This window comes from Zhurongbacter thermophilus, assembly GCF_026184435.1.
GTDB lineage: Bacteria > Coprothermobacterota > Coprothermobacteria > Coprothermobacterales > JAADFF01 > JAADFF01.
In genome coordinates this window covers 1,161,812-1,176,643 of sequence record NZ_CP046447.1, presented here as the reverse complement: position 1 = coordinate 1,176,643, position 14,832 = coordinate 1,161,812, and the positions used below count along the sequence as shown (strand labels likewise).

The 14,832-nt window shown below is 42.2% G+C and carries 15 protein-coding genes; all 15 read left to right on the top strand.

All coding sequences use genetic code 11. From position 1 onward, the window contains the following. Window position 1 precedes the first annotated feature (1 nt). The 15 genes from nusA (at window position 2) to GM182_RS05850 (ending at window position 14,829) form a co-directional block, all read left to right on the top strand. Window positions 2–1,156, top strand: coding sequence for a transcription termination factor NusA (gene nusA, locus GM182_RS05920; protein WP_449186190.1), 1,155 nt, complete (start codon window positions 2–4; stop codon window positions 1,154–1,156). Continuing rightward, window positions 1,149–3,212 (top strand): translation initiation factor IF-2, encoded by a 2,064-nt coding sequence (gene infB, locus GM182_RS05915; RefSeq protein ID WP_449186189.1) that lies wholly within the window; start codon window positions 1,149–1,151, stop codon window positions 3,210–3,212. Before nusA ends, infB begins: the two co-directional genes overlap by 8 nt. Before the next feature lies 1 nt (window position 3,213). Further along, the gene (locus tag GM182_RS05910; protein WP_449186188.1) at window positions 3,214–3,501 is read left to right on the top strand and encodes a DUF503 domain-containing protein; all 288 of its coding nucleotides are present in this window, start codon (window positions 3,214–3,216) and stop codon (window positions 3,499–3,501) included. Between the two features lie 4 nt (window positions 3,502–3,505). Then, on the top strand, window positions 3,506–3,883 hold the full coding sequence (gene rbfA, locus GM182_RS05905; RefSeq protein WP_449186187.1) for a 30S ribosome-binding factor RbfA: 378 nt from the start codon (window positions 3,506–3,508) through the stop codon (window positions 3,881–3,883). Then, window positions 3,858–4,859 (top strand): DHH family phosphoesterase, encoded by a 1,002-nt coding sequence (locus GM182_RS05900; protein ID WP_449186186.1) that lies wholly within the window; start codon window positions 3,858–3,860, stop codon window positions 4,857–4,859. Before rbfA ends, GM182_RS05900 begins: the two co-directional genes overlap by 26 nt. After that, window positions 4,849–5,553, top strand: coding sequence for a hypothetical protein (locus tag GM182_RS05895; protein WP_449186185.1), 705 nt, complete (start codon window positions 4,849–4,851; stop codon window positions 5,551–5,553). The genes GM182_RS05900 and GM182_RS05895 overlap by 11 nt, the downstream gene beginning before the upstream one ends. Continuing rightward, window positions 5,550–6,458 carry a tRNA pseudouridine(55) synthase TruB gene (gene truB / locus GM182_RS05890; protein ID WP_449186184.1) on the top strand — a complete coding sequence of 303 codons (909 nt, stop codon included), beginning with the start codon at window positions 5,550–5,552 and terminating at the stop codon, window positions 6,456–6,458. Before GM182_RS05895 ends, truB begins: the two co-directional genes overlap by 4 nt. Continuing rightward, a complete protein-coding gene (gene ribF, locus GM182_RS05885) occupies window positions 6,449–7,423 on the top strand; it encodes a riboflavin biosynthesis protein RibF (RefSeq protein WP_449186183.1) in 975 nt (324 codons plus the stop codon). The genes truB and ribF overlap by 10 nt, the downstream gene beginning before the upstream one ends. A 29-nt stretch (window positions 7,424–7,452) precedes the next feature. After that, entirely contained in the window at window positions 7,453–8,292 is an 840-nt protein-coding gene (locus tag GM182_RS05880) for a bifunctional 5,10-methylenetetrahydrofolate dehydrogenase/5,10-methenyltetrahydrofolate cyclohydrolase (protein WP_449186182.1), read from the top strand. Between the two features lie 6 nt (window positions 8,293–8,298). After that, the gene (locus GM182_RS05875; RefSeq protein WP_449186181.1) at window positions 8,299–8,628 is read left to right on the top strand and encodes a hypothetical protein; all 330 of its coding nucleotides are present in this window, start codon (window positions 8,299–8,301) and stop codon (window positions 8,626–8,628) included. Window positions 8,629–8,631: 3 nt separating this feature from the next. Continuing rightward, window positions 8,632–9,879 (top strand): methionine adenosyltransferase, encoded by a 1,248-nt coding sequence (gene metK, locus GM182_RS05870; RefSeq protein WP_449186180.1) that lies wholly within the window; start codon window positions 8,632–8,634, stop codon window positions 9,877–9,879. Continuing rightward, entirely contained in the window at window positions 9,851–11,935 is a 2,085-nt protein-coding gene (locus tag GM182_RS05865; RefSeq protein ID WP_449186179.1) for a primosomal protein N', read from the top strand. The genes metK and GM182_RS05865 overlap by 29 nt, the downstream gene beginning before the upstream one ends. A gap of 91 nt (window positions 11,936–12,026) precedes the next feature. Then, window positions 12,027–13,949, top strand: a complete 1,923-nt coding sequence (feoB, locus tag GM182_RS05860; RefSeq protein ID WP_449186178.1) for a ferrous iron transport protein B — start codon at window positions 12,027–12,029, stop codon at window positions 13,947–13,949. Window positions 13,950–14,008: 59 nt separating this feature from the next. Next, entirely contained in the window at window positions 14,009–14,263 is a 255-nt protein-coding gene (locus tag GM182_RS05855; protein WP_449186177.1) for a FeoA family protein, read from the top strand. Next, on the top strand, window positions 14,248–14,829 hold the full coding sequence (locus GM182_RS05850) for a metal-dependent transcriptional regulator (protein ID WP_449186176.1): 582 nt from the start codon (window positions 14,248–14,250) through the stop codon (window positions 14,827–14,829). The genes GM182_RS05855 and GM182_RS05850 overlap by 16 nt, the downstream gene beginning before the upstream one ends. The last annotated feature ends 3 nt before the right edge of the window (window positions 14,830–14,832 follow it).

Here is a 14,832-nt window from a genome sequence, read left to right as displayed (position 1 = left end):
TATGATAACAGGAAAAGAGCTTATTAGGGCAATGGAGGATGTTAGTAGGCTAAAAAATTTGTCTATCAATGAGGTTGTTGAGGCATTGGAAGATGCCTTGGTTATTGCCTATTTTAGGCACATGAGGATAGACAAGAAGGATAGGGAAAGGCTTAAAGATTTGGTGAAGGCCCATGTCGACATGACAACAGGTGAGATTGATATTATTCATAAGAAACAGGTTGTGGAAAATGTAGAAGACCCACTTACCCAGATTTCTGTTGATGAGGCAAGAAAACTTGGTTTTGACGCAGAGGTTGGTCAGCATATAGAACTGAAGTTTGATCCCAAGAACTTTACACGCGATGAGGTTAACATCGTTCAGCAGGTATTCAACCAGCGTATTGCCAACGCACAGAAAGAGCATAAATATGAATATCTGAAGTCTCTTGAGGGCACTTTGGTAAGAGGGCGCATTATCGGTGTAGAGAAGGGGATGTATAGAGGTCAGCCTACGCTAAAGGTAAGGGTTGATATTGAAGGTGTCGATACTATGCTTCCACCTGAAGAACAGGTAAGGGCATACAAGAAAGATGGCAAGATTATTGGTGATACATACAAGCGCGGTGAGTGGTATGACTTTTACCTGAGGGAAGTTAAGCGTATAGGAAAGGGTAAGGGTAATTTTGACCTTATCATATCCCGTAGCGATCCAAAACTTGTTGAGCTACTGCTTGAGCGAGAAGTGCCTGATATAGGTAAGGGGTTTGTTGAGGTTAAAGACATTGCCAGAGAGCCTGGTAAACGCACAAAGGTATCTGTTCTCTCCCTTGATAGCCGTATAGACCCGGTAGCTGTGTGTATAGGTCCAAGGGGTAGACGTATTAAAGATGTGCAGCGAGAGCTAAGAGGAGAGAAGATAGATGTTATACGCTGGTCTGCAGAGCCGGAAGAGTATATTAAGAATGCTCTTGCCCCAGCAGAGATAGACAATGTGGAGATTGTAGACCCGGAGCACAAGCTGGCTAAAGTGTATGTGCATCATAGTAATGTGAAGCAGGCAATAGGAGAAGAGGGACTCAATGTCAAGCTGGCAGAAAAGCTGACAGGTTGGCATATAGACATAGTAGAATTGGGAGCCCCTGAGGAAACAGAAGGGGGTGGTGTGAATGAGTAAGATTCGTGTTTATAAGCTTGCAAAAGAGCTAGGAGTTAGTAGCAAAGAACTGATGCATAAGCTTGATGAGTTAGGAGTTGAGGTTAAGAGTCATATGTCTACACTTGATGATGAAACGGCAGAGGCTATAAGGGAAATTTATAGTGAAGAGGAAGAAGTTGTAGAAGTTGTTTCCGATGAAGAAAAAATCGAAGAAAATACAAAGGAGATAACCTCTGTTGAGGAACAAAAGGAAGAGGAGAAAGCAGAGTCTGAAGCTACAGAAGAGATAGAGGAAGAAGAGAGTATGGAGGAAGATATCAAGATATTGGAGATAGAAAAAGGGGCAACACTCAGTGATGTGGCAGATATGTTAGGTGTTTCTGCCACAGATCTTGTCAAGGTGCTGTTTATGAAGGGCATGATGGTGAAGCCCACATCTGAGGTAAACGATGAGGTCCTTGAGGTGCTTTCTGAGGAATATTCTTTCCTTTATGAGTGGAAAGAGGAGGCAGAGGAGGAAGAAGAGGAAGAGATACAAGTTGTTGATAGGGCTAAGCTGAAGCCCAGACCACCGGTTGTTACTGTTATGGGCCATGTTGACCATGGTAAGACAACACTTCTTGATGCCATTCGTGGTACATCGGTTGCAGCCCGTGAAGCCGGTGGTATTACACAGAGTATTGGTGCTTCTGTTGTTGAGATAAATGGAAGGAAGATTACATTTATCGATACACCGGGTCACGAAGCATTTACGGCTATGCGTGCCCGTGGTGCACAGGTTACAGATATCGTTGTTCTTGTTGTTGCTGCAACAGAAGGTGTTAAGCCTCAGACGATAGAGGCCGTTAACCACGCCAAGGCTGCTGGTGTGCCTATTATTGTTGCCGTCAACAAGATAGATGTGCCCGGTGCCAATCCCGATGTTGTCAAGCAGCAGTTGTCTCAGTATGATCTACTTCCTGAAGAGTGGGGAGGTACAACTCCATATGTTAATGTCTCCGCTCTGAAGAAGATAGGTATTGAAGACCTTTTGGAGACCATTCTCCTTGTTGCAGATATCGAGCTTGAAGACAAACTCCTTGCCAACTATGATGCACCGGCAAGAGGTTTTATCATTGAGTCTAAGCTTGATAAGGGAAGAGGTCCTGTTGCCACTGTTATTGTTAAAGATGGCACACTCCACAAAGGTGATGCTGTTGTTATCGAGACAGTTTATGGTAAAGTGAGGGCTATCTTTGATGATAAACGCAGACAGATTAAAGAAGTTACACCGGGGCTTCCCGGTGAGATTATGGGACTGTCCGATGTTCCACCTGCCGGTGCCAAACTGAAGGTTGTTGAGAGTGAGAGATTGGCAAGAGAGCTTGCAGAAAAGGAACTTGAAAAGAGGAAAGAGAAGGAGCAGAAAGAGAGACAAAAAGTGCTTTCTCTTGAAGACTTTTATGTCAATCAAGGTGACAAGCAGGTTCTTAATATTATTCTCAGAGCTGATACCGATGGTTCCCTTGAGGCTATTAAGGGTGCCCTGTTTAAGATGAAAAAGCCAGAAAATATAGATATCAATATTATCCATACTGGTATTGGTGCGATTACTGAAAACGATGTTATGCTTGCCGAGGCTTCAAAGGCCATTATTCTTGGGTTCAATGTTAGGCCACCGAGCAAGGTTCAGAAGCTGGCCCAGAGCAAAGGTATTATTATTAAGACCTATCGTATTATCTATCAGCTACTGGAAGAGATGGAAGCAATGCTTAAAGGCATGCTACAGCCCAAAGAAGTGGAGAAGGTTATTGGCCATGCTGAGGTGCGTAAGACATTTAAGGTACCTAAGGTTGGTACTGTTGCCGGCCTGTATGTTACCGATGGTAAGATGACCCGTAATGCCCGTATTAGGGTTATCAGAGATGGTGTTATTGTTGCCGATACCAAAGTACTCTCTCTTAAGAGATTCAAAGAAGATGTCAGAGAGGTTGCCGCAGGCTATGAATGCGGTATGGGCCTTGAAAAGTTCAACGATATTAAAGAAGGAGATATCTTTGAGGCCTATGTTATAGAGATGGTGAAGGAGGAATAATATGGTTCTTATATGGTATGGTCTGCTGTCTGTTGAGGCCATGTCTCTAAAAGAAAAGCGTATGGTTATACGCTCATTTAAAGATAGGGCTATGAAGAAGTATCCGGTGGTTGTCGCGGAGACAACCCACCAAGATGCCCTTGACAGGGCAGGTATTACCGTTGCCATTGTCGGAACAGACAAGGCTCTACTGGAGAGTATATTGTCAAAGCTTGAAGTAGAGTGGTATAACGCCGGTGGTGGCGACATCATAGAAGATGAAGTATTCATATGGAGAGAAAGAGGGTGAGGATATGAAGCCCAGAAGACTGGATAGAATGCAGGAGATTATAAAAAATGAAGTGGCTTCAGCTCTTGTTACAGGTAGTGACGAGAGCCTTAAGATGGTAAACATCTTTGATGTCGAAGTGACCAATGATATGAAATATGCCCGTATCTATTACAGTATTATTGGTGATGCCGATCAGGCTAAAATACAGGAAAAACTGGAGAGATTGGGTAGAAAGCTGCAGGGAGAAATTTCCCGCAAACATAGATTTCGTATTACCCCCCGCTTTATGTTTATATACAACGATTCTCTTGATAGGGGCTTTAAAGTTATTGAGCTTCTGAAGAAGATTTCTTCTTCTGAGGAGGAGGCAGAGGATGGACACGCAGACACTGAAGAATGAACTTAAGAAAATAGAAGAAAAAATACAGGGGGCAAACTCTATAGCTATATTTGGCCACCTTGCCCCCGATGGTGATTGTGTAGGTTCTATACTAGGAGCATATATGAAGCTGAAAAAACTGGGAAAAGATGTGGAAGTTTACCTAAATGACCCAGTGCCAGATGTATATAAGTATCTTCCCCACAGTGATGATATCAAGCATGAGCCTGTAAAAAAACGCTATGATATTCTTCTCACAATTGACCTAACAGGTGAAAATCGCATGGGAGATATATGGTTTCAGGTTAAGGAAGCTTCTCCAAATGCACCAGTACTTGTTATAGACCACCATGTTTCCAATGAGCGCTTTGGCGATATCAATATTGTTGACACAGATGCTGCGGCTGCTGCAGAGATTATCTATTTCTTCTTTGAAGACATTATTGACAAGGACATTGCCCAAGCTCTGCTTAATGGCATTATGACAGATAGCGGTTTTATGGCATACGAGAGCGTAAAGCCTCGTACTGTAGAGGTTGTCAGAAAGCTGAGAAGTTATGGTGCTTCTATATCTACCGTGCGAGAAAATCTTGACAGGTGGAGTAGATTTGGCAAGATTCACCTGTGGGGTATAGGATTTTCCCGTGCAGAGTCTATAGCAGAGGGTAGAGGAGTTGTCTCCTATATCAAGAGAGACGATATGAAGAAGACAGGTACCTTTGAGGAAGATATTGCCGGCCTTGTGTCTGCCCTGAGAAGCCCCGATGGGGTTTATGGAGTGGCATTGTTGTCTGAGGCATATGATGACGATAAAAATGAGGTGCGTATCAGTTTCAGAAGTAGTGCACCTGTAGAAGTTCATATTCTTGCCAAAGAGTTTGGCGGTGGTGGACATCCCCGTGCAGCCGGTGCCCGTGTAGAGGGAGAGCCTATAGAGATTGTGCTTGAGAGGGTAAAGAAACGCCTAACACAGGAGTTGATGAAGCATGACATTTAGGGAGTATCTGAAGGATATCAAAGGTGATGTATGTATAAGGGTATCTCCCCGATTTGAGGGAGATATTGTTATCTATAGTGCCGTTTATGCACTCTATAAGCTTTTAGAAGAAAGTGGTAATACTGTATGTGTAAGTTGGCCCGGACATTTACCACCGGCGGCAAACAGGGTTTTCCCTATGCCACTAGCTGGCGATGGAAAAGGTGCTACTGTTAGCATAGAAAAGAACAAAGTTGTACTCAATGGAAAAGAGTTTTCTTATAAATATACCCCTGCAGAGCTACTTATAGATGGACTTGATGAGCCTGATGATGTGCTTGCAGCACTGTTTGTCTCACTATATGCAGGTACCAGAGGCTTTGCAATGGATGATGTTTCTGATGAAGTGCTTCAGTGGTTTCAGAGGCTGCTGGAGAAAGGATTTCCACACTACAAGTATGTGGACCTCATATATGTTATTTCCTCTCCTGATGTGTTTCATGTCTGGGGTGAAGTTATGCAAAATGCCCAGCTGAAGGATGATATTGTTGTATCTGTTTACGAAAAAGACGATACCCTTATACCGCCCGAATGGTTTAAAGTTGCTTCCTATCTGGCACGTTACACAGGGAAGGGCAGAGTATATGTGAAGAGAGAGCAGGGTTATGAGTACTTTGATGCCGATGGTTCTCGCGGGATGGTGGATAGCATATGACAGATGGCATACTTCCTGTGATAAAACCTGTTGGCATGCGTTCTATGGAGGTTGTGGATAGAATCAAACACAGGCTGAAAAAAGTCTATGGTAAGAAAATAAAGATGGGCCATACTGGTACCCTTGACAGGATGGCGGCTGGAATGTTTCCGCTGTGTGTAGGTAAAGCATGTAAGTTTACCTCCTTTTTTACATCGTGGGATAAAGAATATGTTTCTCATATTGTGCTTGGTAAATCCACAAAGACCCATGATATAGAAGGTGAAGTTACATATGTCCACGAAGGACCTATCCCTGACAGAAACACTGTTGTTGATGCCCTTAGCGAGCATTTTATGGGAGAAATCATGCAGGTGCCGCCACTGGTATCTGCCGTTAGGGTAAAGGGTAGAAGGGCCCATGAGTATTTTTACGATGATGGCAAAGGTGAGGGGGAGGTAGAAATACCGCCCCGCAAAGTGTTTATATACGAGATGCAGATTATTGATTACAAGATTAAGGATGGATTAGGTCATCTGTTTGTGCGTATCCGTTGCTCTAAGGGTACATATATTAGGGCTATTGCCAGGGATTTGGGGAAAATACTTGGTACTGGTGGTTATATGCACGGACTTGTGCGTACGATTACAGGTCCGTTTAAGCTTGATAGTGCTGTGACGATGAATATGCTGTGGCAGACAGACCATCCTCTTGATTATATTGTGCCTATTGAATACGGACTCAGAACATATCCTGAGATTGTGCTTTCTGATACCGATATCAATATGCTCCGCTCTGGTAGGGGGCTTCCCCTTGGTGATGAGGGAAGCGTGGATGCCATATTTAGAGTGAAAAATACTGCCGGTATGTTTGTTGGGCTTGCAGAAATGAAGGAAGGGGTGTTAAAGGTAAAACTATGGTTATAAGATACTCTCTGCCGACATATAAGGTTAAAGGTGTTGTAATAGGTAGCTTTGATGGACTGCACAGGGGCCATGTGGCGCTGTTAGGTTTGGCGAGAAAATTTGGGGTAGATAGTGTACTAACTTTTTATCCCGTTCCCAAGGCTGTTAAAGAGGGAGTAGGTCATATTACTGTGCTTTGGGAAAAAGTAGCAGGTTTCTCTGGCATGGGCTTTGACAATATATTTGTACTGAACTTCAAAGATGAGCGTATTAGAAATATGGAGGCAGAAGAGTTTCTTAGGAAGCTTGAACCTTATGTAGATATTATTGTGGTAGGCTTTAATTTCCGTTTTGGAAGAGATAGGCAGGGAGATATTGAAATGTTGAAGGAATGGGGTAAACTCCATGACAAGAAAATCATTGTTATGGAGCCTGAGATGGAGGGAGATATTATTATATCCAGTAGTAATATTCGCCAGAGTATAGAAGAGGGCAAATTGGAAGAGGCACGCATAATGCTTGGTTATCCTTACTTTGCCTCTGGTCCTGTAATTAGGGAGAGGGGTATAGGCACGAAGATGGGTTTTCCCACAATAAACATACAGGTGCCATCTGATAAGATTATGCCTCCTTATGGGGTATATAGTGGATTACTTGCCACAGATGATGGAAAAGTTGTCTGGGCTGTTGCCAACTGGGGAGAGGCGCCCACATTTGGTAGAAAAGAGCCTAGACTGGAAGTCCATGTCCTTGATGAGGTGATGGGGGAACTGCATCCTGAGAAGGCACTATTTGTGTTTCAGCATTTTATTAGAGAAGAAAGAAAATTTGACAGTGTTGATGAGTTAAAGCACCAGATAGATATGGACTTAAAGAAGGCTATCTCGTTATATGATCCCGAGTTTATACATGGTTTTTATCGTGCATTTTTACCGTACACCATATGGAGGAGTATGTCTGTTATTCCATTTGGATATGGTAGATAGGCCTCTAATTGGGAGGGGAGGGGACTGCCATGGAGTTATGGAAGACAAGAAAGTTTGCCAAGGCTATAAATAAGGTTAATGGCACAAGGTTTCAAATTTGCCATGAGAAGATGGGAAGACCATCAAGGCTTGCCATATTGCTTCTTACAGATGATCCCTCATCTCATGGGTATGCCCATATGCAAAAAAAGTCTTTTACGAAACATGGAGTTGATGTATCTCTTGTTCATTATCCAGCAGATATTCCTGCTGACACTGTCTATGAAGATGTTATCAAGTGGATAGAGTGGGCCGATGGTGTGTTTCTACACAGACCTCTTCATAAACATCTTGACTATAAAAAGGTGCTTGGTATGATTCCATATACGAAAGATATCGAGGGCCTTAAAGAGGCCTCTATAGGAGGTCTTGTCTTGAAAAGATACAATGTTATCCCTGCAACAGCTTGGTCTGCGGCATTAATTCCTATGTTCTATGGGGTCACCCTTGCCGGTAAAAAGGCCGTTGTTATAGGTCGATCTCCTACTGTGGGTATGCCCCTGTCAATTCTTCTTACACATATGAATGCCACTGTGTCTACAGTGCACTCAAAGACACCAGATATTACAGAATACACAAAGATGGCAGATATAGTCTTTGTGTCTGTTGGGCGTCCACGGTTTCTCAAAGGTGACATGATAAAAGAGGGGGCCTATGTTGTAGATATAGGTATTCATTACATAGGTGATGAGATTGTAGGAGATGTTGATGCTTATTCTATTGAAGATAAGGCTGCTGCGTACACTCCGGTACCCGGTGGAGTAGGAACATTGACAACGGCACTAATTGTGTCATCGTTCTTGAGATTACTGGAAAAACATGTATGCTGAACTGCCATGTATATAAGAACAGTTAAAGACTGGCATCGATTTTGGCAAAAGAAGAGAAGTGAGGTAAAGGTTGTATGTATGGATTCAGCACTTATCGATGAGCCTTTATTTGGCACGGTTTTTGATAGACATGGCTTTTTTGAAAAGGTTCTAAAGAACTATGATGGTATCCTAATAGTTAGAGAGGGGCAAGGATATTATCTTGTATCGCGTAAATATATAGCGTATTTTCCGAATAACATCTTTGATGACTTTGATGAGACTTGTAAAAAAGACGAAGTTGATATACAATTACTGTTTGATACCCTTGTAAATCGCTTTATGAAGGAGGTGTAGAGAGTGAAGAGATATTTCCGTTTTACATCTGAGTCTGTTACAGAGGGGCATCCTGATAAGGTAGCCGACCAGATTTCTGATGCTATTCTTGATGCCTACCTTGCAGGTGATCCTTACAGCCGTGTTGCTGCAGAAACTGCAGTTAATACGGGTACTGTCTATGTATTTGGTGAGATTACATCTCAGGCAAATCCTGACCTTGATGAGGTTATACGCAATGTCATAAGAAATATAGGCTATACCAAGGCTGAGTATGGGTTTGCCGCAGATTCTGTAGGTATCATATTTGGACTGAAACGCCAGTCTCCCGACATAGCCATGGGTGTTAATAAATCCCTTGAGGCTAAAGTGGGAGAAGCTGATACAGAAGAGGAAACCATTGGTGCGGGAGACCAGGGCATGATGATAGGTTATGCTGTTGCAGAGACCGATGTGTATATGCCACTGCCCATTTATCTCGCACACAAGCTTGTGAAGAGACTTGCCGATGTACGTAAGCGTGGTGATCTTCCATTTCTCAGACCTGATGGTAAGAGCCAGGTAACTGTAGAGTATGAGCTTGATACAGAGACAGGTATTAGAAGACCTATTAAGATTACCGATGTTGTTGTATCTGCTCAGCACGATGATATGGACATGGAGGAGCTGCGCGAGAAGATTCTTGAGCATGTTATTCTTCCTGTACTTCCTGAGGAGCTTATGCCCTCTAAGTATGTTATCAATGTGCCAGAGGATGACCCAGCCATGGATAGCGATACATTGAGAATCTTTATCAATCCAACAGGTAGATTTGTGATAGGTGGTCCTAAGGGTGATGCAGGTCTTACAGGTCGTAAGATTATGGTAGATACATATGGTTCTATGGCCAGTCATGGTGGTGGTGCATTCAGCGGTAAAGACCCAACCAAGGTTGACCGTTCTGCAGCATATATGGCAAGGTATATTGCCAAGAATATTGTTGCATCTGGCCTTGCCTATGAGGCAACAGTTCAGATTGCATATGCCATTGGTGTTGCCGAGCCCGTATCTCTTATGATAGATACCCGTGGTACCGGTAAAGTGCCTGAGATAGAAATTGCCAAGTGGTTTGAGGAGAATATTGACATGACTCCAGGAGGTATTATCAAGAGATTTGACCTCAGGAGACCTATTTATCTCCAGACAGCTGCATATGGCCACTTTGGTAGAGAAGGTTTCCCATGGGAGGCAACAGATCTTGTAGATGAGCTTAGAAAACACTTTGGAGTATAAATACTATAAGGTTGCAGTTGATACACCACTGATAGGAGAGCGGTCGGTATTTACCTACCGCTCTCTTTTTTTACTACATACTGGTGATCTCGTTGTTGTTCCTGTTGGAAAAGGGGATGCCCCCAAGTATGGTGTTGTGGTAGGGGATGCCGATGAAGTGCCTGATACTCTAGAGATAAAAGAAATCTTGCAGGTTGCCTATCAAGGACTTTTTCCACATTGGTATGTAGAATTTGTTTTAGATGTTTCCGATAGGTTACTGATTCCCCCATTTAATATTTTTCTCATCTCTTATGATAAAACACTCATGGATATATCTCGAATTAGGCTGCTGATGTACACAGGAAAAGATTGTCCCATTTCGAAGAGTCCAGATTTCAATATACTCGTGTCTGATTTGCAGGAGCACGGTTATCTTTTGTGGAGAGATGTCAAGAAGAGATTTGGCTCTAAGGCTGGTAGATTGTGGAAACGTTTAAAGGATGCTGGTTGTGGAGAGGAAATCATAGGTAATCGCATGTATAACCCTAAAGTTTCTGCTAGTGTGTGGCTTGTTTGTCAAGATAAAGAGTATCCATTAGAGATGGCACTTGTGTCGTTTGGAAAAAAGGCTGTTTCACACATGATTGGTAGTGGAAAATGTAAGATTGTTTATTATGTGCCTTCTATAAGAGCAGGGGAAAATAATGGTCATCAAAAAGGGTTGTTTACCATCAAAGGCACAGTAGACGATGTGATATCTCTTGTCATGCAAATGAAAGGTAAGGTTGCTGTTGTAGTTAGAAATCGCTCGGTAGCCGTTGGGCTGGCCAAGAAAATGGCAAAAGCTGGTGTTAGCCGGGTAATTTCTCCTACACTGAATAAGGAAAAGCTACTGTCTTATGTTGTTTCCGATATGGTAGGAGTTTTCGTTGTGCCAACAGGATATATTTTTAAACCATGGTATGGTCTTGATAGCATAATTTTTTATGATATTGATGATATATCTATACCCTTTAGAGATGGTGGTTTTGTAAGAGTACCTGATCTTGTTCCAATTGTTAGTAAATATGTTGATGGTGTTTATTATATTTCCCCGTTTCCTGTGCCGTCTATTGCCCATATATCAGATAATGTCGATGATAGTTACGTTCCAGATAACATTACTATTGTTGATAAGCCTAAAGAGGAAGTATTACACCGTGAAACTGTAGAAAGGATGAAAGACATTATAGAGCAAGGGGGAAGAGTTCTTGTCTATGCCTCGAGGCTAGGGTATAGAACTGCCGTGCTATGCCGTAGTTGTGGTTATGTGCAGAGGTGCCCGGTGTGTGGTTTTACAATGGTTTATCACCTTAAAGAAGATACTATGATATGCCACAGATGCGGGCATAGGGAACCTTCTATGAGTGTTTGTCCCAAGTGCGGTTCATCGGATATTGTTATGGTTGGTACCGGTATAGAACTCGTTGAAAGCGAGCTAAGACAGATCTTTGGCGATATGCTGTGTGTACAGAGCTCTAACCAGAGGCGAAAATGTCCTGAGAGTAGTTCTATTGTGCTTGCCACATTTCGGTTTTATAGATACTTTGTTGGAGATAGATTTGATATAGTCTATATTCCCGATATGGATTTTATGTGGGCTATTCCTGAATATACAGTATGGGAAGAAACTATGCGTAGGGTGCATAGGCTGGCTATGGTAGGAAAAGAGGTTGTTATTGCCACAAACATAGCAGATATATGGAAAGAAAGATTAGAAGAAGGATATCGTTCGTTTGTAGATAGGGAAATAGGAGAACGAAAGCTTTTATCTTTTCCCCCGTATGTATCTATCCTTCATATGGAGTATGGTAGTGAAAACTATAAAGATATCAAAGCTAAAGTAGAACATTTTTATGAGATTTTAGTCTCTTCTAAACTTGGTGATGTGTGGACTCCGGAATTTATTGGTAGGTATCAAAAGGATGGGTTGTATCGCTGGATGATACGCATGTCTGTTGAAGAGATTTCCCCCGACCTTGTTGACTTCATTGAAAGAACGCATCCTCTGAAGTATTATCTCTCCACTCTGTAAGAAGTTAAGGTGTATGTATCAATTTTCCTGTGGTGTGGTATAATCATAAACGGTTGAAAGTTTAGAGATATAAACAAAGGAGGTGCCACAGGTGAAGACACTGCACAGGCTTCGTGTCGCCCTTGCTGGAAATCCCAATGTTGGCAAATCGGCCTTGTTTAATGTCCTTACAGGTATATATCAACACACGGCAAATTGGCCCGGTAAAACAGTTGAAAGAAAAGAGGGTTTTTTTGATATAGATGATATCCATGTTGAGGTAGTTGATCTTCCCGGTATTTATTCCCTAACTGTGACATCTCCCGAGGAAGAAGTTACCAGGGAGTTTTTGGCCAATGAAGATATTGATGTGGTTATCAATGTCGTTGATGCCTCTAATCTATTTAGAAATCTTATGTTGACTATTCAACTGCTTGAGTTGTTTCCCCGTGTGATACTCTTTGTCAATATGCTTGATGTAGCAGAGGCTAAAGGTGTGAAGATAGACCTTGAAAAGTTGTCTAAGAAGTTGGGTATACCTGTTGTTGGTGGTGTTGTTGTGACAGGCCAAGGTATAGATGAACTGAAAAAGGTGCTAAAGGATGTTGTTCGTGGTAAAGTTCATTTCCACCCTGTTTATCCAGTGTATGGCCAGGAGGTTGAAATTCTTGAAGAATATCTTGCGAAATATGGGTGTAAATATCCTCCTAAATTTGCAGCGGTTAAGGCTTTAGAAGGTGATGAGGAGATTATAAAGCTCTTGAAAGAAAAAGGAATTACCATTCCTGAGCCCCAACCTCAAGCTATTTCTCAAATTCGTGCTGAATGGTTGAAAAATCTTCTAAAAGATGTTTTTATTGTGGAATCGTATGAGCCCAAACAAACAATTACCGATAAAATCGATATGATTGTCACCCATCCAATATGGGGATACGTTGTGTTCATGTTTGCCATGTTTCTTATGTTCTATATTACATTTACATTTGGTGGATATCTCTCTGGTCTTATAGAGATGTTTTTTAGTTGGCTAGGTGACACGGTGTCTACTTTTATTTCTTCTGAACTGTGGAAATCGTTTATTGTTGATGCCGTTATTGGTGGTGTCGGTTCTGTTTTAACATTTACTCCGATTATCTTTACTTTCTTTCTTATGTATTCTATTCTTGAAGACAGTGGATATATCGCCCGTGCTGCAGCTATGATGGATAGGCTCATGCACCTTCTTGGACTTCCGGCAAAGCTGTTTTTCCCTCTGATACTCGGTATGGGATGTACAGTACCGGCTGTAATGGGTACAACGGCGATGGAAGAGGAGGAGAGAAAGCTTGGTGTATACCTTGTTGGGTTTATGCCATGTAGTGCAAGACTTGCTGTATACAGTGCTATAGTGTCGGCTTTCTTCACAGGTTATACGGGGGCGCTTGTTATTGTATCAATGTATCTTATAGGCTTCTTTGCTGTTGTTGTTGGGGCTAAAGTGCTTAAGATGTTTGGACTTGCAAGGGATACTATGCCTCTGGTTATTGAACTGCCATCGTATCATATACCCCATGTTAAGACAGTTCTTTATGCTACTTGGATACGCACTAAGGAGTTTATTTACAAGGCTGGTACACTTATCTTTGTGGCCACAATTATCATATGGATGCTTGTCAACATGCCTTTTGGTGTAAAGCCAGAAAATAGCTATCTGGCCATATTGGGTAAGGCCATTGCACCACTGTTTTATCCTCTTGGGCTTGCCGATTGGCGTATTGTTTCTACATTGATTCCATCGTTTGCCGCTAAAGAGGCTGCGATTGCTACAATTGGTGTTCTATATGGTGGTGTTCAGATGTTGAAAAATGCTGTTACCGTTCCACAGATACTTGTGTTTCTTGTATTTTTTACACTTTACACACCATGTATGGCAACGCTTGGTGCTATCTATAGCGTGACGAAACGTTGGAAGGTTGTTTTTCTATCTGTTCTCTTTAGTTTTTCTGTGGCATATGTGTTTGCATTTATTGCCAGATTGGTAATTATGGGAGTTTAGTATAGAGTTAAACGATAGAAACTTTTTATGGTATTATGTATGTTAGGAGGTGCCACTAAATGTTAACACCTATGGGAGTGGGAAAGGAAGGACTTATGAACTTAGAAATGGCCCCGGAAGGGTTTGAAGGCACTGTTGCCTATATAGATGGAGGCGATCGAGTAGCTCAGCGTATGATGGCACTAGGTATAGTGCCTGGTACCCGTATTAGGGTAATAAGAAATTCTGCGTTTGGTCCACTAATAGTGGATATTGAAGGAACAAGAATAGCATTAGGGAGAGGGGTGTCAAGTAAGGTATGGCTAAAAAAGTAGAGAATACAGAGGAAATTTTAGAGAGTGGTAAAAAGTGTACAAACATCAATGACATTGCCGACATCTTACCTGTTGATTATCTTATTGCCGGTGAAAAAAAGCATTCTGCAGAGGATTATCTTGTGGCTATCCTGTACATTGCCCGTAAGAGAGGTAGGTATCAGGGATGCTGCCGTGCCAAAGAGCTTGCAGAGGTTCTTGGTGTTAGTCGCTCTTCCGTTTCACAGGTGCTTAGAAGACTATCCAAAGCTGGCTATGTTGACTTTAAGCCCTATGCCAGAAGCATTACTTTAACAGAGAAGGGTGCACAGCTTGCCCAGAGCCTACATGCACGTCGTATAGTCGTTATGCTAATGGCTGATATTCTTGGCTTTACCGAAGAGCGTTCTAAGGAGATTGCATGTTTCCTTGAGCATTTTATGAATGATGAAGAAAGACGATATGTGGCAAAGTTTATCTGCTTCATGCAGAACAACCCTGATATCATGAAAAAATGGTTGGAGTTTAGAGATGTAGACCTTGCATCGTTTGCTTCTAAGATGGGAGAACATAAAGAGGAAGAATGAGGC

Bases quoted from the DNA above. Each gene is read 5' to 3' on its own strand.
- nusA (WP_449186190.1), top strand. From the start codon at position 2: ATGATAACAGGAAAAGAGCTTATTAGGGCAATGGAGGATGTTAGTAGG.
- infB (WP_449186189.1), top strand. From the start codon at position 1,149: ATGAGTAAGATTCGTGTTTATAAGCTTGCAAAAGAGCTAGGAGTTAGT.
- GM182_RS05910 (WP_449186188.1), top strand. From the start codon at position 3,214: ATGGTTCTTATATGGTATGGTCTGCTGTCTGTTGAGGCCATGTCTCTA.
- rbfA (WP_449186187.1), top strand. From the start codon at position 3,506: ATGAAGCCCAGAAGACTGGATAGAATGCAGGAGATTATAAAAAATGAA.
- GM182_RS05900 (WP_449186186.1), top strand. From the start codon at position 3,858: ATGGACACGCAGACACTGAAGAATGAACTTAAGAAAATAGAAGAAAAA.
- GM182_RS05895 (WP_449186185.1), top strand. From the start codon at position 4,849: ATGACATTTAGGGAGTATCTGAAGGATATCAAAGGTGATGTATGTATA.
- truB (WP_449186184.1), top strand. From the start codon at position 5,550: ATGACAGATGGCATACTTCCTGTGATAAAACCTGTTGGCATGCGTTCT.
- ribF (WP_449186183.1), top strand. From the start codon at position 6,449: ATGGTTATAAGATACTCTCTGCCGACATATAAGGTTAAAGGTGTTGTA.
- GM182_RS05880 (WP_449186182.1), top strand. From the start codon at position 7,453: ATGGAGTTATGGAAGACAAGAAAGTTTGCCAAGGCTATAAATAAGGTT.
- GM182_RS05875 (WP_449186181.1), top strand. From the start codon at position 8,299: ATGTATATAAGAACAGTTAAAGACTGGCATCGATTTTGGCAAAAGAAG.
- GM182_RS05865 (WP_449186179.1), top strand. From the start codon at position 9,851: ATGAGCTTAGAAAACACTTTGGAGTATAAATACTATAAGGTTGCAGTT.
- GM182_RS05855 (WP_449186177.1), top strand. From the start codon at position 14,009: ATGTTAACACCTATGGGAGTGGGAAAGGAAGGACTTATGAACTTAGAA.
- GM182_RS05850 (WP_449186176.1), top strand. From the start codon at position 14,248: ATGGCTAAAAAAGTAGAGAATACAGAGGAAATTTTAGAGAGTGGTAAA.